Here is a 20,768-nt window from a genome sequence, read left to right on the forward strand (position 1 = left end):
CGAGGGATGCGCGAGGCACCCCCCTCTGGCCTGGCGGACCCAGCGCAGCGCTGTCGCTCCGGGCGTTCGTCGTTCGGAAAGCCAAGCAATTGGCTTTCCGTCCGCTGCGCGGACCACTTCTCACCCCCCGCAAGGGGGGAGATTGGATGTCGTCACGCGTCTGCCCAATCGTCAACTCTGGCAGATGAGCGCTGCCGCGATAACTGCTGATCTCCCCCTTTGCGGGGGAGATGCCCGGCAGGGCAGAGGGGGGTGCCTTGACGCTCACGCTTGCTAGATAGCCAAGCCTAAAGCGCCTGCGTCGTGTAATCCCCCTCGGCCTCGTAAAGCCCGTCCTCGATCTTGGTCTTGTGCACGACCTTCAGCCTGCCGCCTTCGACCTTGGAGATGTTCTGGATGCCGAAGCACTGGTGGATCTTGCCGTTGAAGGTCTTCGGTCCCTGCGGATGCTCGGGCCCTTCGGCGAACGCTGTCAGCGCCTCGGTCGCCTCGACCAGCTTGGCGCGGTCGTCCGGGCCCTTGTAGCCGGCATCTTCCATCGCCTTCTTGACGACGTAGAGCGTTTCCCAGCAGCCGAACATGTGCGCGGCGGTGGAGACGTCCTTGGCATCGCCGACGGCGGCGCCATTGTCGTCGATCCCGACGGCGGCGCGATAGGCTTTCTGGGCTTCGCTATCGTCGGGCTGCGCATAACGCGGCGAGCCTTCCCAGAAATGGCTGCCGTCGAGGAATTCGAGGCCTGGGCTGTTGATGTCGGTGGCCTCGAGCGAATCGATGAAACCGAACAGCTGCGGCCGGTTGGAGCCGTAGAATTCGCCAAGTTCCTTGACGAAGGTGAGCACCGCCGGACCGACCATGACGTGGTAGATCACCTCTGTCTCGGCCGGGATCTGCGGAAAATACTTGGTGAAGGACGATTCCGTCGGAGGAATGGCGATCTGCGCGATGACGTCGGCGCCTTGCGCCTTCAGCGCCGGCGGCAGGTAGTCGCGATGGTCGTAGCCGAAGGCGAAATCCGGGAAGATCATGGTGACCTTCTTGCCGACATTGCCCGATATCCACGGCGCCATCGACTGGATCTGGCTCTTCACATCGGTGATGCCGGGCTGGAAGACGTAGCGGTTCAGCTTCGTCGAGGCGACGTGGTGGCCTTCGCTGACGACGAAATAGGGCATCTTGTTTTCACCGGCGGCGGGCGCCGAGCCGATGACGACATGCGAGAACAGCGTGCCGAAGACGATATCGGTCTTGTGCTGGGTGGCGAACTTGCCGACCACCTCGGCGCCGCGGCCGGGATCGGTGCCGTCATCCTCGATGATGATTTCGACCTGACGGCCATTGATGCCGCCGGCGCCGTTGATCGCCTTGATCGCGGCGGCCGTGGTCTTTTCGTACCAGCGGCCATAGGCGGCGCCGATGCCGGTGCGGTGCGACTGGAAGCCGATCTTAATCGGCGCCGAACTCTGTGCCTGCGCGTAGCGCACGAAGCCCGGGGCGACGGCAAGGCCGGCGCCGGCCGCGAGGCCCTTCAGCGCCGTGCGGCGGGTGAGCCCGGTTTTGCTGAGATCGAAAAACCCATTCTTGTCAGTCACGGTGGTTCCCCTGTTCTTTGAGTCTTGACCAATGGCTGGAACGTATCGGGTTCTCCCTGCGGGAGGTCCGAAATCGCATGTGTACAAACTAAACACCAAAGTCCGGACACGGCAATGCCGCTTTCCGGGGGAAACTACGGATTCTTTCCCGGCGCAACAGCTCAGCCGATCGTCGGCGTGGAGAGCAGCCAGAGGCCGAAGACGGTATAGGCGATCATCAGCAAGGTGAGCGGAAACTGGCTGAGCGCGGCGCGAGCCGGCACCGGGTGCAGTCGTCCGGCGAAACCATGCGCGACGAGGACGGCGAGCACATGGCCAAGGATGATGGCGCCGGCCTGGATATTCCACAGCCACCACGCCGATGCCGCGCCGGCGACGATGCCGGCCTCGACCTGCATGTCGGCGGTGCCGAACAGGTTCCAGCCGATCGCGAACGGGTCGGACAGGGAGGCCAGCGCATATTGGCCGTCGACGAGCAGGGCGGTCAGATAGTGCGCGACATGATAGGCGAGCGCGATCGGCACGATCGACCATACCAGCAAACCCGCCGCTTGGGCGAATGGCCGATTGCGGCCGGCAAGGAACCGGCCGAGCCAGACCGCGAGAAGAAAGACCGCCGCCAGCAGCATGAATGTCAGGACTAGCCCGAGAGTGCCGCTGCCGATCACGGCGGTGCGGCCAGCGAATTCGAGCGGGTTAAGACCGAAGAGGCCGAGCCAGAAGAAGGTCTTCGACAGGCCGTCGAAGGAGACCGAGGACAGGGCCAGCAGCAGGAAGGCGATGCCGCTGGCCGGCAACGGCTCGGCCGCCAGCAGCCTGGCGCCCGGCCAGCACAATGCGAGCCGGCCGTTCTCGTCGCGTTCGACGGGCGCGAAACGCGCCACCATCGAGAAGACGAGGGTTAGGAATTCACCAGCGCGGCTCCAGGCCCGGTAACCGAAGACCAGCATGGCGACGAAACTGAACAGCCAGTACAGGCCCGCAGCCAAGGCCAGCCGCGCCGGGTCGTCAGGTGCCGGATCGATGAGTTCGAACCAGGCGAAGGCGAAGAACAGCAGGACAGCCGGCCAGCAGCCGATCCACCGGGGAAGGCGCCGTGCCCGTTCCTCATTGAGACCGAACAAGCGCGACACAAGGCGATACGGCCCAACCCAGGGGTTGAGCCACGACCACAGGTCGCCGAAAATCCCCTGCACCAGAGTGAGGCCGGCCCACTGCAGCGTCCAGATCACCAGGGGCAGCGGGTTGGAAAGCGGGTCGCGGCTACCGAACAGCCCGGCAGAGACAAGGGTGGCAAAGCCGGCAAATGAAACCAGGCTGACGGCGATGCGGGCGCGGTCGTGGAGTGTGAACAGCGGCAGGCGCCGGCGCCAGAAGCACTCAAGCCGGTCCGCCGGCAGCAGTGCCAGCACGAGGAAACTGATGGCGACGGCGAAGGCGCCGCCGATCAGGTAATAGCCGGTCGGGAGCAGCAGGACGTGGCCGCGATCGGAGGCGTGAGCGAAGGCGGGGGTTGGCGAGACGAGCCAGGGCGCCGCAGGGAGTATCGCCAACCATAGACGACGGCGCTCCACGGCGCCCCCCTCTGTCCTGCCGGACATCTCCCCCACGGGTGGGGAGATTGGCACTTCGCTCGATCGGCGCTCTTTATTCGACGTTGGACATTGGCGAGGGTGCCGACGACAGCCAATCTTCCCCCTCGTGGGGGAGATGTCCGGCAGGACAGAGGGGGGCACCAAGGAACTCGATCTATCCAAGAGCCCGCCTACTCCTCACACCTTGACCAGATGCTCCACGCGGTCCTTCTCGCCGAAAATCCTGAGATAGCGCTCGATCTCCTTCTCATCACCGGTCGCCTTGGCCGGGTTGTCGGAAAGCTTGACCGCCGGCCTGCCATTGGCCTCGGTGACCTTGCAGACCAGCGAGATGGCGTCGAGGCTGTGGGTCTCGGTCGGCGCGCAGCCTTCGAAATCATTGGTCAAATTGGTGCCCCAGCCGAACGACATGCGCACCTTGCCCTTGAAGTGGCGATAGGTCTCCTCGATGGTTTCCACCTCCAGTCCGTCGGAGAAGATCAGCAGCTTCTGGCGGGGATCCTTGCCCTTCTCGCGCCACCAGGACAGGATCTTCTCGCCGCCCTCGATCGGCGGCGCGCTGTCGGGGCGGAAACCGGTCCAGTCGGCCACCCAGTCCGGCGCGTCGCGCAGGAAGGAAGCGGTGCCGAAGGCGTCGGGCAGCACGATCAGCAGGTTGCCGCCATAATAGCGCTGCCAGTCCTGCAGCACCTTGTAGGGCGACTGCTTCAGTTCCTGTTCCGAATTGGCGAGCGCGGCAAACACCATCGGCAATTCATGCGCATTGGTGCCGAGCGCCTCGAGGTCGTTGTCCATGGCCAGAAGCACGTTGGAGGTGCCGGTGAACGCCCCGCCGATGCCTTCCTTCAAAGCCTCGACGCACCAGCGCTGCCACAGGAAGGAATGGCGCCGGCGCGTGCCGAAGTCCGAGATGCGGATGTCGGGCAGCGCCTTCAGCCGCTCGGTCTTGGCCCACATCTTGGACTTGGCGCGGGCATAGAGCACGTCGAGCGCGAACGGTCCGAACGCACGCATCGCCGCGCGGGAGCGCAGCTCATTGATGATGGCAAGCGCCGGGATCTCCCACAATGTGGTGTACATCCACGGCCCGCTGAAGGTCAGTTCGTACTGGCCGTCGCGCTTGGAAAGCTCGTATTCCGGCAGCCGGAAATTCTCCAGCCAGGCCAGGAATTCCGGTTCGAAGATCTGCTTGCGGCCATAGAAATTGTTGCCGCCGAGCCAGATCATCTCCTTCTTGCTGAGACGCAGGGTGCGGACATGGTCGAGTTGTTCGCGCAGTTCGCCTTCGTCGATCTGGTCGGCCAGCCGCACCGAGGTGGTCCGGTTGATCAGCGAGAAGGTCGTGTCGACCTTGGGGTACATGCCCCAGATCATCTGCAGCATCAGGAGCTTGTAGAAATCCGTGTCGAGCAGGCTGCGCACGATCGGGTCGAGCTTCCAGGTGTGGTTGTAGACGCGCCGCGCAATATCGGTCTTAGCCATAGTTCAACATCGCCTTCGCTGCCTGCCATCCAAAACCGCGACAGGCCTCATAGCATCGAATGATCCGAAGCGCTGCCCGGTTTCAGGCTGGTCCGACAAAAAGAAAACCCTGCATCCGGCCAGAACGGAAGCGCGCCGTCAGGTCCCCGTCTTCCCGCCGAGCACCTTGAGCGCCGGACGCTTGCGGCGGCTGACGAAGCGGCCGGCCACCGGGGCGTCGGCGCGGCTGTCGGCCTGCGCCTTCTCGGCAAACAGCCAGTCGATGAAGACCTGGACTATCGGCGCCGCCCGCATCTCGTTGCGGCAGACGACATAGAAATCATCGACGGCCGGCACCGACAGGGTGAACGGTGCGATCAGCATGCCCCTGGCCAGCAGGGCGCTCGCCGTCACGGAATCGCCGAGCGCCACGCCATGGCCGTGGACCGCGGCCTCCGTCGCCATGCGCGCGTCGCCGAGATGGTGGCGGCGGCCCCGTTCAAGGTCGAGCGCGTCGGCCGCCGCCAGCCAGGTGTGCCATTCGCGCCCGTCGTCGCCATGCAGGAAGACATGGTCGGCAAGATCGCGCACGGTGCGGATCGGGCGGTTGTTGATCAGGGTCGGGCTCACCACCGGGAACAATTCGAGCCCCGACCATTTGCGCATCCAGCAATCGGTCCAGCCGCCGTCGCCATAGTGGACGCAGACATCGATGTGCTGCGCCCGCACATCCCTGGCGTCGTTGGATGGGATGAGGGTCAGCTGGATGTCGGGATATTGCGCCGTGAAGCTGCCCAGCCTTGGCGTCATCCACAGGAGCAGCAGGGCCGGCACGCAGGATACCGACAGCGCGCCACTGCTTGCCGGACGCGTCAGCCGCTGGGTGGCGGCGGCGATGCCGTCGAAAGCGGTCGAAACGGCGGGCAGAAGTTCGGCGCCATGCGGCGTCAGTTTGACCCGCTGGCCGACGCGCTCGAACAGCTTGACGCCGAGCGACTGTTCGAGCGCCTTGATCTGGTGGCTGATGGCGCCATGCGTGACATTCAATTCACCCGCCGCCTTGGTCAGTGAACCATGGCGCGCCGTTGCCTCGAAGGCGCGCAACGGATTCAGGGGCGGCAGGCGGTTGGCCATGATGCTCCACATCTCTGTGAGATTTTCTCACAGAAACCACCCTAACAATATCAATTGATTTTTCAAAGCAGCTGCCGGACACTTCAGCCCGGAACAAGCATTAGGCGTGAAATCTGCAGGCAGCCAGCGGGACAGCGACCCGGCCGGATGACGGCCAGTTCGCTCGAGGTCGCCGGCGGTCATACTGCATCGGCCAGGGAGAACCGGCATGGGTTACGATCGCGGCAAGCTCGACGCGTTGCGTCGCAAATATGGCGAGAGCCATGGCGGCGAGATGTTCGACCCGAAATTCCGCAAGGTCGCCGACAAGATCTTCTCCAAGAGCGGCACGCGGCTGGCGCCCTATTCCGGCATCCCGACTTTCCTTGCCGCGCCCTACCGCGAAATCGCTGCCGAGAACCCGGATTTCGGCGATCTGCAGGTGGCGATGATCGGCGTGCCGATGGACCTCGGCGTCACCAACCGGCCGGGCTCGCGCTTCGGACCGAGGGCGCTGCGCGCCATCGAGCGCATCGGCCCCTACAACCATGTGCTGGAATGCGCGCCGACGCATGAACTCAGGGTCGCCGACATTGGCGACACGCCGTTCCGCAGCCGCTACCGGCTGGAGATCAGCCATGAGGACATCGAGCGCCGCACCAACCAGATCGTCGATGCCGGCGTCATTCCGCTGTCCGTCGGCGGCGACCATTCCATCAGCCATCCGATCCTGAAGGCCGTCGGCAAGAAGGCGCCGGTCGGCCTCATCCACATCGACGCCCATTGCGACACAAGCGGCCTGTTCGACATGACCAAGTTCCACCATGGCGGGCCGTTCCGGAATGCGGTGCTGGACGGCGTGCTCGACCCGACGCGCACCATCCAGATCGGCATCCGCGGCTCGGCCGAGTATCTGTGGGAGTTCACCTACGAGTCCGGCATGACCGTCGTCCATGCCGAGGAGGTGACCGGCATGGGCATTCCGGCCATCATCGAGAAGGCGCGCAGGATCGTCGGTGACGGGCCGACCTATATTTCCTTCGACATTGACAGCGTCGATCCGGCCTTCGCGCCCGGCACCGGCACGCCGGAAGTCGGCGGGCTGACGACGCGCGAGGTGCTCGAACTGCTGCGCGGCCTGAAGGGTCTCAACATCGTCGGCGGCGACGTCGTCGAAGTGGCGCCGCAATATGACGCCACCACCAACACGGCGCATGCCGCCGGGCAGGTGCTGTTCGAGATCCTGAGCCTGATGGTGTTCAGCCCGGCCATATCAGGCAAGGCAGCCTGAACCTGACAAAGCAAAGGGCGGCCGCCGTGCTGGAGCCGGCGACTGCCTCAAACAGACAAAGCTTCCAGACAGGGGAATAACAATGACAATTCGCACGACACTCAAATCAACCATCGCCGCCGTCCTGGTGCTGGGCGCCGCCGGTCTCGGCTTCGCCACGCAGGCCGCCAACGCCGACGCGCTGGCCGACATCACCAAGGCCGGCACCATCAATGTCGGCGTCTTCGCCGACTTCCCGCCCTTCTCCTCGGCCAGCGCCGACATGAGCCTCAAGGGCTACGACATGGATGTCGCGCAATACATCGCCGACACGCTGAAGGTGAAGCTCAACCCGGTCCCGGTCACCGGCCAGAACCGCATCCCCTATTTGAACGACCACCGCGTCGATATCCTGATGAGCGTCGGCTATTCGAAGGAGCGCGAGCAGGTCATCGACTTCGCCGCCGCCTATGCGCCTTACTACATCGCCGTGATCGGTCCGGCAGCGCTTGCGGTCAAAGGCAAGGAAGACCTTGCCGACAAGTCGATCGCGGTCAATCGCGGCACGCTCGAAGACACGTCGCTGACCGAGGCAGCGCCGGCTTCGGCCGACATCAAGCGCTTCGACAACTACAATTCGGTGATCCAGGCCTTCATCTCCGGCCAGACGCAGCTGATGGTCGTCGGCAACGATGTCGGCGCGCAGGTGCTGGCCAAGCAGGACCAGCTCAAGCCGGAGCAGAAGTTCCAGCTCCTGACCTCGCCCTCGCATATCGGTCTCAACAAGAACGAGGACGCCCTCAAGAAGGCGGTCAACGACGCCGTCGCCAAGATGCTGGCCGACGGCAAGCTGGACGAAAGCTCGAAGGCCTGGCTGAAGACGCCGCTCAATCCCGACAACCTCAAGGATTGAGGCCAGGTGGCCTTCGCCTGGCTTCCGGGCGCCCTGGGCGACATCGCGCGCGGCGCGGCCACGACGGTCCTGTTGATCGCCGTGACCACGCTGGCGGGAACGTTGCTCAGCATCCTGGGCGCCGCCGGACGCCGGAACGGGCCTGCCCTGCTCAGGCATGCCATCGGCTGGTATGTCGAGATCGTCCGCAACACGCCGTTCCTGGTGCAGCTGTTCTTCATCTTCTTCGGCCTGCCCAGCCTCGGCATACGTCTCGACCCGGTGCTGGCCGCCATGCTGGCCATGACGCTCAACATGGCGGCCTACACGATCGAGATCGTCGGCGCCGGGCTTGACGCCGTCCCGGCCGGGCAGACCGAAGCGGCCCTGTCGCTCGGCCTGCGGCCGCGCCAGGTGTTCATCAAGATCGTGCTGCCGCAGGCGCTCAAGGTCATCTATCCCGCGCTCACCAGCCAGATCGTCATCATGATGCTGGAATCCGCCGTCGTGTCGCAGATCGCGGTGCGTGAGCTGACCTACGAGGCCGACATGCTGCAGGCGCGCACCTTCCGCTCCTTCGAGACCTATCTTGTCGTGACCATCGTCTATCTCGCTTTGTCGATGGCCTTGCGGCGGCTGCTGGTCACCGGCGGGCGCCGCGTTCTGGGGGCCGGCGTGTCATGATCGAGTTCACCTTCTGGGACATCGTGCGCAACCTGCTGTTTGCCGCCCGCTGGACGGTGCTGCTGTCGCTGGCGGCCTTTATCGGCGGCGGCATCGTCGGCATGATCGTGCTGTTCTTCCGCATCGCCAAGAATAGATGGAGCCGGCGCATTGCCTCCGGCTACATTGCCCTGTTCCAAGGCACGCCGCTGCTGATGCAGCTGTTCCTGATGTTTTTCGGCCTGCCGATGCTGGGCCTACGCATCGAGCCGTGGACGGCCGCCGTGCTCGGCCTCACCTTCTTCGCCAGCGCCTATCTGGCCGAGATATGGCGCTCCGGCGTCGATGCGCTGCCGCTGGGCCAATGGGATGCCGGCGCCAGCCTCGGCCTGCACTATCTGCAGGAGCTCAGGCTGATCATCCTGCCGCAGGCGTTCTCGATCACCCGCGCGCCGACCGTCGGCTTCCTGGTGCAGCTGATCAAGTCGACGGCGCTGACCTCGATCATCGGCTTCGAGGAGCTGGTGCGGACCTCCAACGCCATCAACAACGCCACCTTCGAACCGTTCAAGGTCTATGGCCTGGTCGCGCTGATCTTCTTCGCCATGTGCTTCCCGCTGACGCAATATGCGCGCGCCCTGGAACGCCGCGCCTCGGCTCGGTGAGCCAGGAGGCCCGACAAGCAAATCGTTTGCATTGGCCGCCGACTTTCGACACCCTCATTCACCGACCCCCAACGCGGCGTGATGGAATGGCCAGTTTTGAACCCTTGCCCGGCAGCGAGCTGACGTCGCACCACTCGGCGCGATCGCCTGCAGAGGTCACGACGATCATCGTTCACTATTATCGCGGCGAGATGGCGCGCATGTCGAGTTGGCGGGCTCGGCTCGACCAGACGTCCAATTGGGCGATCACGGTGACCGCGGCGATGCTATCGGTGTCGTTGTCGACCCCGACCTCGCATCACGGCGTGCTGCTGTTCGCCATGGTGCTGGTGCTGCTGCTGCTGTTCATCGAGGCCAGGCGATACCGGTTTTTCGACGTCTATCGCGATCGCGTCCGCCTTGTCGAAAAGCACTATCTCGGATCGTTCTTCGGCTCAGAACCCGCGCACCGGCCGTGGCAGGACGTGCTGTCGCAGAGCCTGAAACATCCGCAGTTCAACATCACGGCGTTCGGCGCCATGTGCCGGCGCCTCCGGCGCAATTACATCTGGATGTTCCTGATCCTGCTGCTGGCATGGCTGCTCAAGATATCGTCGTCGCTGCTGCAGCCGGCAGGTGCTGCCACCGCCGACGCGCATGCCCCCTATATCGACATGATCGCCAGCGCCCAGCTCGGCCCCATCCCCGGCTGGGCGGTGCTGGGCGGGGTCGCGGCCTTCTATGCGTTCCTGGGCTGGATGTCGCGGCAGCGGATAACCCGCGATGAAGACGACGGCTCGGTTCATGTGTAGGGGTGCGGCGCTTGTCTTTTAGCCGGGATCGCCGCAAGCCGGAGCCCGGGCATCGAAGGCGAACCGGAAGTCGTTGGGCGCCGACGCAACGAACGGCCGCCTGAGTCGTTCTGATCCGCCGCGCCCGCGGTCGGGGACATTCAAAGCATGACGACACCGCAGATCCTTTCATTCTCCATCATCGCGGTCATGATGGCGGCCTTCGTGTGGGGACGATACCGTTACGATCTCGTCGCTGCCGCGGCCCTCCTGGTCTCGGTCGCGGCCGGGATCGTGCCGTTCGACCAGATGTTCTCGGGCTTCAGCGACGACATCGTCATCATCGTCGGCAGCGCGCTGCTGGTCAGCGCCGGCATCGCGCGCACGGGCATCATGGAAGCGGCCATCAAGCGCTACGTGCCGAACCTGACGGGCGTGCGCTCGCAGCTGGCACTCCTCGTCATCACGGTCACCATCCTGTCCGCCTTCGTCAAGAACATCGGCGCGCTCGCCATCATGATCCCGATCGCCTTCCAGTTCGCGCGCCGGTCGAACATCTCGCCCTCGGTGTTCCTGATGCCGATGTCGTTCGGCTCGCTGCTTGGCGGCCTGATGACGCAGATCGGCACGTCGCCGAACATCGTCGTCTCGCGTGTCCGCGAACAGCTGACCGGGACCGCCTTCACCATGTTCGACTTCACGCCGGTGGGCGCCGCGCTCGCCGTGGCCGGCACCATATTCCTGCTGTTCTTCTACTGGCTGGTGCCCGTGCGCCAGAAGACCGGCGGGGCGCTCAACGAAGCCATCGACATCAAGAACTATCTCGCCGAGGCCAGGATCGTCGCGGACTCCACGGTGCTGGGCAAGACCGTCGCCGATCTGCTCAAGCTGTCGGGTGGCGACGCCAGGGTTACCTCGATCCTGCGCAACCGCACCATGCGCATGACGCCGCTCCCCGATGCCGTCCTGAAGACGGACGACATCCTCCTGCTGGAGGGCGACCCCGAGGCGCTGGATCGCCTGGTCTCGCAGGCCAAGCTGAGCGTGACCGGCGACCGAAAGGGCGACGAGGACGCCGGCAGCGACATCATGGCGATCGAAGCCGTCATCGGCGAGAGCTCGTCGCTGATCGGCTGGACCGCGCAGCGCCTGGCGCTCTACGACCGCTTCAAGGTCAATCTGCTGGCGGTCAGCCGCCGTGGCGAGCGCCTCGATCGACGCCTGGCCGAGGTCCAGCTCCGGCTTGGCGATGTCATCGTGCTGCAGGGCAGTGCCGCGGCCATGCCCGAGGTGCTGCGCGAGTTCGGCTGCCTGCCGCTCGCCGAGCGCGCGATCCTGCTCGGCAGCGTGCGCAAGGGCATCGTCCCCGTCGCCGTCCTGGCCGCCGCCATGGCGGCCACCGCGCTCGGCCTGCTGCCTGTCCCGGTCGCCTTCTTCGCCGCCGCCGTCGCCATGGTGCTGTTCAAGGTCATCCCGGCCCGTGAAGTCTACCAGGGGCTCGACGGCCCGATCCTGGTCATGCTGGCGGCGCTCATCCCCGTCAGCGACTCGCTGCGCAGCACCGGCGCGACCGAAATCATCGCCGGCGAGCTCGCCCAGCTGGGAACGGTGCTGCCGGCGGCGGGCGCGCTGACGCTCATCCTCGTCGTCGCCATGGCGGTGACGCCGTTCCTCAACAATGCCGCCACGGTCCTCGTCATGGCGCCCATCGCCGCCCAGTTCGCCGGCGATCTGGGCTACAGGCCCGAAGCCTTCCTGATGGCGGTCGCCATCGGCGCCGGCTGCGACTTCCTGACCCCGATCGGCCACCAGTGCAACACGCTGGTCATGGGCCCGGGCGGGTACCGCTTCAGCGACTATCCGCGTCTAGGGCTGCCCTTGTCGTTCCTGGTGATTGCGGTTGCGGTGCCCATGCTGATGGTGGTGTGGCCGATGAGGTGAGGGGTGGTGTCCCAAGGCGTTGGCGACCGCATGGCCAATCGGCTGGAAGCGGCACGCTCGCCGCGCTGGCGGAGAAGGATGCGGTGCTGGTCGGTCAAGCGAAGCAGCTGTCGATGCTGGAAGGTGTGGCGGGGGATGAGATGCTGGCAGCAGGCGCGAGATCGAGGAGGGGATTGGCGCGATCACGACGACGTTAAGGGAGCAGCAGACGTTCTTGTCGTGAGGGTGGGCGGACGGACTGTCGAACGCTAGTACTAAATGACTGATTTGCGCCTGATCTTAGTTACTACGCCGACCATTCCAGTCCTCCAGACGGGACAATCCGTCCGGCGGATCATGACGCGGCGCTCCTCTCAATTTCGGATATCATGGCGACCTCGGCCGCCTAATACTGTCTTGGGAGGGCAATGCCATGGCCAACTAATCAGCTGTTGTAAAAACGGTGCAGGAATGCACGTCGGAAGAGCGAGAAGAGTGCATAGCGCTTGTCGCAAAGGTGGCGAGGTAAAGCCGGCGTTCGCACGAGCTGGAATGGAGCGTGCGGAAAGTTTGTCGTTTGCCTTCGTCGGAGAGCAACTTGCCGGAGTCGCTTGCCTAAAGCAGCCTCTGGACTCCTACAGGGATGGCGTTTTCGGAAAAGCCAAATCCCGCACCGGTCCCAGCGACTTCAATACTGAACTTGATACGTCTCGGTGGGGCCAGAATTTCAACGGCGCCGTCTCTCGTCGAAGCTAATCGACGCACTGCTGAGGGGCTCAACCACAAAGATGTTTGCCACATCCGCCGTGGGCAACCCACGAGTGCACGCGACGCTAACTCGCTTTGGATTTCAGCGCGAGGGAGAAGCATATGCCTCCGCCGACGATCCCAAGAAGGCGCTCTACCTTTTGTCCGCGCGAGTGAAAAGGATAAGCATATTATTATGGCAACCGAATAGTTTTATTATTTGCATTTCATTGAAGAATAACACATCCCTTCTTATGCGATTTGGAAGGCGGTAAAGCGTGCATCTCGAAAGTCTAGCCATCAGAAACTTCCGCTGCTATGGCGATGAGCCTGTACGATTGAAGCTGAAGCCCGGAACGAATGCATTCGTCGGCAACAACGGTGCTGGAAAAACAGCCGCGCTGGAAGCCTTGAAACGCCTCTTCTCTCCCACTGCAGCCGATCGTCAGATAAGGCGATCCGATGTGCACTTTGGTCCAGCCGAGGACGCCCTCACGCTCGATAAGCGCGAGATAGTCATCGACGCTGTTTTCGGATTCCTGCCGAGCGATGACGTATCCCCTGTCTTCAACGATTTGTTTTTCAGCGCTGCCGACAAATCTATGAAGGTTCGTATCGTTCTGGAGGGGTGTTACGAACGATCGGAATCGTTTGAAGACAACATCGAAGTAAAATTATACTCAGTGAATACGATCGATCCCGTACCCTTTGGGCCTGACGACGAGCGGAAAACCTCATTTCGTGGCCGTCCGACGCAATTTGCGGAAGTGATTTACATCCCTGCACATCGTGACTCGCGAGGTGTAAGCCAATACGCCCTCAAAAACGTACTTCAACGGTTGGAGTGGTCCGCTGATTGGACTGATGCGACGAAAACTAAGTCGCAGAAATTTGCGGAAGACCTGGAAAGCAATCTTAATGCGACCGACGCGATCACCGAAGTCACGAAAAAGTTGCATGGCTTTTGGTCAAGCCTCCATGATGGGTACTATGACGCTTCGCCGAAAATTAGCGTCGTCGCCGTCGAATTTGAGAAGCTCATTCGGGAGTTGACGCTCAAATTCGACAAATCCCCTGGCGGCGGTCTTCGCCAACTTGCCGAGTTGAGCGAAGGGCAAATGTCGCTTCTATATTTTGCCCTCTCGGCCACTCTGCACAATCTCGTATGGGAAATGCACAAGCAGCTTCCCAACGCGCTCAAAGGCTTCAAGGCCGCGGATTTCGCACATCCGCCTCTAACAATTTTCGCGCTTGAAGAACCTGAGAACCATCTATCCCCTTTCTATCTTCCCCGTCTGATGCGGCTCCTCGAAAATCTAAATACTACGGGCGGCGCGCAATCGATCGTGACAAGTCATGCGACCAGCATTTTGTCTCGGGTGAACCCACGCCACGTTCTGTATTTCAAGAATTGCCCCACTTCGCTTTGTTCGTCGGCGTTGCGACTGCCGCTTCCCACCGCTGAAAGTGAGGCAGATAAATTCGTTCAACAGGTGATACTGGCAAACCCGGAAATCTATTTCGCCAAACTTGCGATCATCGGTGAGGGCGATACGGAGCGCATAGTGATACCAAAGATGGCGGAGGCTCTCGGAACGAGCCTTGATCCGTCGTTTATCGCCTATGTCTCGATCGGCGGGCGCCACGCGCAACATCTTTGGAAGTTGCTAAATGGCCTGAGTATTCCGCATCTGACACTTCTCGATTTCGACCTTGGTAGGTTTGGCGGTGGAATGGGGCGCATAAAGAACGCCGTGAGCTGGCTAACTGATCTTGGAGCGCCGTTCGTTCCCAAGCTATACTTTCCGCCTCCGACGGGAACAGGCCCGACGATTCCTAAGCCTGCGGGGGTATCCGATGTGCCTGACAACTCGGCTCTTACCCCCGCAAATTTCAATCAATGGGTCAATTGGCTTCGGGCTAGTCATATCTACTATTCGTCACCCCTCGACCTCGACATGATGATGCTTGTGGCATTTCCGGAAGCGTATCAGGCGGAAATAGCATTCGATCCGGCCGAGGTGGATAAGGCGAAGCTAGAAAAATCCGTCTTCGGTAACAGCGGAAAAGGCAGTGCCGAGTTGAACGCGGTAGGCCTAGGGTTCTCTGACGAGCAGTTGTATCACTACAAGGCGCTGTTCAAATCGTCGTCGAAGCCCGGTTCTCACTTATTGGCATTTGGAAAGCTGACGGAGACGAGAATAAAGACCGGCTGTCCGGAGCCGCTGAAGGCGCTGATAGACCACGCGGTATCTCTTATCGCGCCGGCCAGTACGAGGCCGTGATGTTCGTCAAACCAGAAAATTGGAAGCCCACCCCTGGAATATCCCTTGAAGGGACGGCGTTGGATGTCGTCAAGTCCGCCGCCTCAGTGTCGGTCTTAGCTGGCCCGGGTGCCGGTAAGACCGAGCTTCTTGCTCAGCGCGCGGCATATTTGCTTAATACCGGCCTCTGTCCGCCCCCGAAGCGGATATTGGCAATTGCGTTCAAGGTCGACGCAGCCGGCAACCTTCAAAGCAGAGTTGAACAGCGATGTGAGCCGGAAGTCGCAAGGCGGTTCGAGTCCTTGACACTGCACGCATTCGCCAAAAGAACGCTCGACCAATTCAGAGAGGCGCTCAATCCATTGCAGCGCCCATCTCCCGATTACAAGATTATCTTCCCCAACCGTGATACTTGGGAAGCGTTTCGACGGAACAATGCCGCTGAATATCCTGACCTGAATGCGCTAAACAACACGCAAATATCCCAGATTGTACAAGGCCGCCTTCCAACTATGGAGGGAGAGGTGATCTCTCAAGATCGCATACGCCGCGCTTGGTGGAGGGCGCGACTTCGCGCACCGTCCACAATCACGTTCGATATGATCATCCAGCTCGCTACGCACATAGTTGAAACGGAGCCATTGGTCAGAGGCGCGATTGCCACGACCTATATGCACGTTTTTCTCGATGAATTTCAGGATGTTACCGGGCAACAATACGACTTGGTGCGGCGAATCTTCCAAGGCACATCGGTAGTGGTGACAGCTGTGGGCGACACCAATCAGGCGATCATGGGTTGGGCTGGCGCGTTGCCAGGAATCTTCAGTTCGTTCAGCGCGGACTTCACCGCGACCAATAGACGGCTGCAGTTCAACTTTCGTTCAAACGCCACTATTGTTGAACTCATCAACAATTTGTCGGAGCTTTTCACGGACGAGGAACCCGTTCGAACCGAAAGCGGCCGGCGCGATGACCCTTCTCCGCCCGACGCCGTGGAAGGATGGATGTTCCCTGGCAGGGATTCAGAGGGTGTCGGCATCGCTAATTTTATCAGCGGGTCACTCTCAGCTGACGCGGCGCTGAAGCCGCATGACTTTGTGATCTTGGCTCGTCTTAGAGCAGACGACGTGGAAAAGAGGCTTGCTCCAAAATTGGCGGAGAAGGGCCTTCGCCTTAGAAACGACGCAAGGTCGCTGGGACCGTTGTCAATTCAGGACTTAGCAAAAGAACCTGTCTTTCTGTTCATCACATCGTTGCTGAAAATGGCTCATGGCGTGCGCGACGGAAGCCCCTTTCAAGTTTGCCGGGACTTCCTCGCCAATCTTGAGGGTGTTGATCTGGGGACTGACCGAGGTGCCGCCCGCAGCCTTCGCGCGGTTCAGGATTTGGTCCAAGCAGTCACTCGACTAACGAAAGACACGCTCCCCCACCAAGTCGCATGGGAGGAATTAGCACCGATCGCATTTCCCGAAGATCGAAAGGATCAATTGGCGAGAACTTTTAAGGGTTTTCAGGACCGCGAGTATTTACACTCCGTGATTGAAGCATGCTTGGCCTTCTATCGAGAATGCACGGCTCATGAACCTTCGTGGCCGACTTTCATCGACAATGTTGAGGGCCGCGACGTGGTGAGGATCATGACGATCCATAAATCCAAGGGCCTCGAATATCACACTGTCATCTTCACAGAATTCAACGACGACGCGTTCTGGAATAATGCCGACGACGTCAATGTGTTTTTCGTTGCCCTCTCTCGCGCGCGAGAAAGAATTCGATTCTCATTAACGAGGGATGCCCGCGGCTTTAAGAATGTGAGCCGTTTCATCGAAAAACTTATGGAGTCTGGTGTTAGGTTTGAAGAGATGGCGTGAGGGTCCAGCCTCTCTGCTTTCCGAGCGCCGCTCATCGTCAGGCCCTAGCCTTCCCTTCCGCCTCGATCGCCGCCAGGCGAGCTAGCAATGTGACAAAAAAGAGTTGAAGAACAAAAACGGCGATCGTTACATCAGCGTGAACTGGAAGTGATGAAAATCGGTCGTTGTGCATTCACTTGAAATGATGGGTAACGAATGGATGCGCTTCAATTCGAAATCGCCCGATTCTTGGCTGCAAAGGCTCTACATAAGAGGCGGACGACATACCAGCAGGTCGGTGAGGCAGTAGGCTGGAACCACCCAACGGGCCGAGGGCTTGGGCGAAATCTCGAGGTCATACTGCACTATTTGGAGGATCGCGGGCTGCCGCCTCTCACGACGATCCTGGTGAAGAAGGGGGAGCGGCATCCGGCTGAAGATGCGATGGCATACATCCGCAGTGCACTCGGAGCTATAGACATCGAGGCTGCCCAGCAAGAGGTGTTTGCGTTTGACTGGACGTCGGTTCCAGAACTCGCGCCGGCGACCGATACGCTACCTGATGGCCGGCAGGTCTGGCTGACATCGTTCTGGGGTTTCGATCCAGCGAGCTGGGGATGCATCGGATTTGCCGACGAAGCACGGCGGTCCCGTTATCTTAGCAGCTGCAAGCCGGGGACACTGGTCGCGATCTACGTGACCAAGGGAAAGGGCCCGGATAACATGCGCGGCAAGGTTGTCGGGGTCCTCGAGATCTCCCACGAGATCGGTCATGCGCAGGAGTTCATCTCGGGGGATCGCTGGGCTGAAAAGGAGCGCGATCAGGACTCCCGTGGGAAGTGGCTCTATGCGGTAAAGGCGACGAGGGCATGGCGCATTGTTCCAGAGGATTGGCAACCAGTGGAGGTGCTGTTTCCTCAGGCTTATCGTGGCTCGAATGCAGAACTTATAGGAGCAAACGGTGTCCCCGTCTCAGCCGACGAGGCGGCAGAGCTCTATGAGTTGGACGTCTACGAAGTGCCGGTCTATAGGCAGACAGAGCCCGTGGACGCGACAATTCAGACCCTCGAATCCGCACTTAGCCCGAGCCGCGCCGTGAGACCGGCCTCACGGCCTTACTGGGTCGGGGAGACGGACGGGCCGAAGCATCTCTACATACTCCGCCTCGTGGGCAACATCGGAGCCTATCTGGGGCGTGGAGATGATGAAGTCGAAGACAAACATATCATCAAAGTAGGCTTCTCAAAGAGCCCGCAGGCGCGCCGCGATCAGATCCAGAGCGCCTACCCCAGAGGAGCCTTCCATTGGGAGGTCTTCAAGCCAAGCTCTCAGCCCGACACCGCACCATATGCGAGTGCAGAAATTGCGATCGCCGGCGAGGACGCCATGAAGAAGCGCCTGGTGGAAGATGGCGCAGAGGTGCTTGGAGGCGAGTTTTTCCTCGCAGACGACAACCTGATCTATCGGACCTGGGCAGCGGGCAGCAACGCGTCGAGGGCAGCGCAGGATGAACTGCGAAACCAGCAATCTCCAGAATAGGCGCCGACGGTTTGAGCCCTACAACAGCCAAGCAGCAGGTTCTATTCCTATATCGACCCATCGGCACGGCACCCGGAACCAGACAGTCCGCTTGCGGCCCTACCAAGACATGATGTTAAGCGATGATGCCAGCGCCGCCTCCTCATCCCCCCGCCAGCCTCGGCAGCAAAAAAATCTCCGCCCCCTGCGGCAGCTCCTTGCTCCACGTGTCGCGATAGATCGTCCCGTCGATCGCCACCGCGATCCCCTTGTCGATCCATGGCTCGAAGGCGGGATACTGTTCAGCCAGTTTCCTGAACAGCTCCCTGATGTCCTTGGCCTCGATCTCGACCTTGGTCTTGCCGCCGGCGAGCTGGCCGAGCGCGCCCCAGAGGGTGACTTCGACCATTCGCCGGCCTCCTATCCCTGATGGAGCCTATCAGCCGAAAGCCGCTTTACGCTTTTCGGCTTCATGCTCTCAGCCTTCCCGTTCCGCCTCGATCGCCGCCAGGATGCGGGGCGGCGACATCGGGATGTGGGTCATGCGCACGCCGGCCGCGTTCGACACCGCGTTGGCGATCGCCGCCAGCGGCGGCACGATCGAGGTTTCGCCGACGCCGCGCACGCCATAGGGGTGGTTGGGGTTGGGGATTTCCAGGATCTGCGTGTCGATCATAGGCAGGTCGGAGCAGACCGGGATGCGGTAGTCGAGGAAGCCCGCGTTCTGCAGCCTTCCATCCTTGCCGTAGATATACTCCTCGTTGAGCGCCCAGCCGATGCCTTGCGCGGCACCGCCCTGGTACTGGCCCTCGACATAGGTCGGGTGCACCGCCTTGCCGGCATCCTGCACCACCGTATAGCGGATCACCCTGGTCGAGCCGGTCTCCGGGTCGACCTCGATGTCGCATATATGGGTGGCGAAGGAGACGCCGGCGCCGTCGGCGACGAGCTCGCTATGGCCGGCGATCGGGCCGCCGGTCTTGCCGGAGGCCGCCGCGATCTCCTTGAGCGACAGCGCGGCGAGGTTGCCGTACTTCTCGCCCCTGGCGATGGCCTGGCCCTTTTCCCAGGCCACGTCTTCGACCGGGATGTCCCATGTCTGCGCGGCGCGCTCGCGCAGGATCTTGATCGCGTTGCGGGCGGCCGAGATGGTCGCCATGGATGACGAGAAAGTGCCGCGGCTGCCGTCGGTCATGTCGTTGTAGCCGAGGCTTGACGTGTCGGCGACGATCGCCTTGACCTGGGAATAGTCGATGCCGAGCTCTTCCGCCGCCACCAGCGACAGCGAGGCGCGCGAGCCACCGACGTCCACCGTGCCGACGGCGAGCGAGACCGAGCCGTCCATGCCGATGTTGAGGTCGGTGCAGGTCTGGCCGCCGAAGTTGAACCAGAAGCCGCAGGCCATGCCGCGGCCCTGGTTCTTGCCCAGCGGCGCCTTCATGTGCGGATGGTTCTTCACCGCTTCCAGCGTCGGGCCGATGCCGATCGGTCCGTAGACCGGGCCGTAGGACGAGCGCGTGCCTTCCTGGGCGGCATTCTTGATGCGGAATTCGACCGGGTCCATGTCGAGCTCCTTGGCCAGCTCGTCGACAGCGCTTTCCACCGCGAAGGCCGCCATCGGCGCCGAAGGCGCGCGATAGGCAGCGGTCTTGGGCCGGTTGACCAGCACTTCGTAGCCGACCGTCTTGACGTTATCGAGCCTGTAGCAGGCGAACGCCGTCATGGCGCCGATCTCCGCCCACATGCCGGCATAGGGGCCGCATGTGTAGCGCAGCGTCGCTTCGGCGGCGGTGATGGTGCCGTCCTTGCGGGCGCCGATCTTGACGTCGATCGAGGTGGCGCTGGTCGGCCCCGAGGCGCGGAACACCTCGTCGCGGGTCATCACCAGCTTCACCGGCCGGCCGGCTTTCCGTGACAAGGCAAGCGCCACCGGCTCGGCCCAGACATGGGTCTTGCCGCCGAAGCCGCCGCCGATCTCCGACGAGGTGACGCGCAGCTTCGAGGCTTCCATGCCGAGCAGCTGCGCGCAGTGCTGGCGGTAGACGAAATGGCCCTGCGTGCAGACCCAGAGGTCGGCGGTGCCATCGGAGCTGACACTGGCGACGCAGGCATGCGGCTCGATATAGCCCTGGTGCGTCTGCTCGGTCTTGAACGAGCGCTCGACGATGAAGTCGGCGTGGCCGAACCCTTCATGCACGTCGCCATGGCCGTATTGCGTGCGCTTGGAGACGTTGGACGGCTTGACCGGCTTTTCCTCGAGGCCCTCGGTGAAGATGGCGTCGTTGACCAGCGGCGCGGTGTGCTTCATCGCCTCGTCGACATCGGTGACATGCGGCAGGATCTCGTAGTCGACCTCGATCAGCTTCAGCGCCTGCCTGGCGGTGCGGGCGTCGACGGCGGCGACGGCGGCCACCGCATGGCCGTCATAGAGCGCCTTGGTGCGCGCCA

Annotated in this window: 15 protein-coding genes; 9 read left to right on the forward strand and 6 right to left on the reverse strand. The window is 62.1% G+C overall.

The annotated features are described in order from the left end of the window. Positions 1 to 287: 287 nt before the first annotated feature. The 4 genes from WC739_RS04805 to gcvA all read right to left on the reverse strand — a co-directional run bounded on the left by WC739_RS04805 (position 288) and on the right by gcvA (position 5,782). Positions 288 to 1,592 carry an ABC transporter substrate-binding protein gene (locus WC739_RS04805; protein ID WP_372951874.1) on the reverse strand — a complete coding sequence of 435 codons (1,305 nt, stop codon included), beginning with the start codon at positions 1,590 to 1,592 and terminating at the stop codon, positions 288 to 290. A gap of 161 nt (positions 1,593 to 1,753) precedes the next feature. Further along, the gene (locus WC739_RS04810; RefSeq protein WP_372951875.1) at positions 1,754 to 3,193 is read right to left on the reverse strand and encodes a hypothetical protein; all 1,440 of its coding nucleotides are present in this window, start codon (positions 3,191 to 3,193) and stop codon (positions 1,754 to 1,756) included. 171 nt (positions 3,194 to 3,364) lie between these two features. Beyond that, positions 3,365 to 4,669 carry a nicotinate phosphoribosyltransferase gene (gene pncB / locus WC739_RS04815; protein WP_372951876.1) on the reverse strand — a complete coding sequence of 435 codons (1,305 nt, stop codon included), beginning with the start codon at positions 4,667 to 4,669 and terminating at the stop codon, positions 3,365 to 3,367. A gap of 138 nt (positions 4,670 to 4,807) precedes the next feature. Further along, positions 4,808 to 5,782 carry a transcriptional regulator GcvA gene (gene gcvA, locus WC739_RS04820; protein WP_372951877.1) on the reverse strand — a complete coding sequence of 325 codons (975 nt, stop codon included), beginning with the start codon at positions 5,780 to 5,782 and terminating at the stop codon, positions 4,808 to 4,810. A gap of 208 nt (positions 5,783 to 5,990) precedes the next feature. Between gcvA and speB the strand changes: the two genes are divergently transcribed. The 9 genes from speB (at position 5,991) to WC739_RS04865 (ending at position 18,341) form a co-directional block, all read left to right on the forward strand. Next, complete coding sequence (gene speB, locus WC739_RS04825) at positions 5,991 to 7,052, forward strand: agmatinase (protein WP_372951878.1); 1,062 nt, start codon at positions 5,991 to 5,993, stop codon at positions 7,050 to 7,052. A gap of 82 nt (positions 7,053 to 7,134) precedes the next feature. Next, positions 7,135 to 7,944: a transporter substrate-binding domain-containing protein gene (locus WC739_RS04830; RefSeq protein ID WP_372951879.1), complete on the forward strand. Its 810-nt coding sequence runs from the start codon at positions 7,135 to 7,137 to the stop codon at positions 7,942 to 7,944. A 6-nt stretch (positions 7,945 to 7,950) separates the two neighbouring features. Further along, the gene (locus WC739_RS04835) at positions 7,951 to 8,607 is read left to right on the forward strand and encodes an amino acid ABC transporter permease (RefSeq protein ID WP_372951880.1); all 657 of its coding nucleotides are present in this window, start codon (positions 7,951 to 7,953) and stop codon (positions 8,605 to 8,607) included. Beyond that, entirely contained in the window at positions 8,604 to 9,251 is a 648-nt protein-coding gene (locus tag WC739_RS04840) for an amino acid ABC transporter permease (protein ID WP_372951881.1), read from the forward strand. Before WC739_RS04835 ends, WC739_RS04840 begins: the two co-directional genes overlap by 4 nt. A gap of 86 nt (positions 9,252 to 9,337) precedes the next feature. Then, positions 9,338 to 10,042: a DUF2270 domain-containing protein gene (locus tag WC739_RS04845; protein ID WP_372951882.1), complete on the forward strand. Its 705-nt coding sequence runs from the start codon at positions 9,338 to 9,340 to the stop codon at positions 10,040 to 10,042. Between the two features lie 147 nt (positions 10,043 to 10,189). Then, positions 10,190 to 11,962: an SLC13 family permease gene (locus WC739_RS04850; protein ID WP_372951883.1), complete on the forward strand. Its 1,773-nt coding sequence runs from the start codon at positions 10,190 to 10,192 to the stop codon at positions 11,960 to 11,962. Between the two features lie 1,004 nt (positions 11,963 to 12,966). Then, positions 12,967 to 14,973 carry an ATP-dependent endonuclease gene (locus WC739_RS04855; RefSeq protein ID WP_372951884.1) on the forward strand — a complete coding sequence of 669 codons (2,007 nt, stop codon included), beginning with the start codon at positions 12,967 to 12,969 and terminating at the stop codon, positions 14,971 to 14,973. After that, positions 14,973 to 16,823, forward strand: a complete 1,851-nt coding sequence (locus tag WC739_RS04860; protein WP_372951885.1) for a UvrD-helicase domain-containing protein — start codon at positions 14,973 to 14,975, stop codon at positions 16,821 to 16,823. The genes WC739_RS04855 and WC739_RS04860 overlap by 1 nt, the downstream gene beginning before the upstream one ends. 195 nt (positions 16,824 to 17,018) lie before the next feature. Further along, entirely contained in the window at positions 17,019 to 18,341 is a 1,323-nt protein-coding gene (locus WC739_RS04865; RefSeq protein WP_372951886.1) for a hypothetical protein, read from the forward strand. A gap of 142 nt (positions 18,342 to 18,483) precedes the next feature. On the opposite strand, the gene WC739_RS04870 is transcribed toward WC739_RS04865, so the two are convergent. Then, positions 18,484 to 18,729, reverse strand: a complete 246-nt coding sequence (locus tag WC739_RS04870) for a MoaD/ThiS family protein (protein ID WP_224665024.1) — start codon at positions 18,727 to 18,729, stop codon at positions 18,484 to 18,486. 69 nt (positions 18,730 to 18,798) lie between these two features. Next, on the reverse strand, positions 18,799 to 20,768 hold a 1,970-nt coding region (locus WC739_RS04875; RefSeq protein ID WP_372951887.1), incomplete at its 5' end, for a xanthine dehydrogenase family protein molybdopterin-binding subunit.

Source organism: Mesorhizobium sp. (assembly GCF_041661565.1).
Classification (GTDB): Bacteria; Pseudomonadota; Alphaproteobacteria; order Rhizobiales; family Rhizobiaceae; genus Mesorhizobium.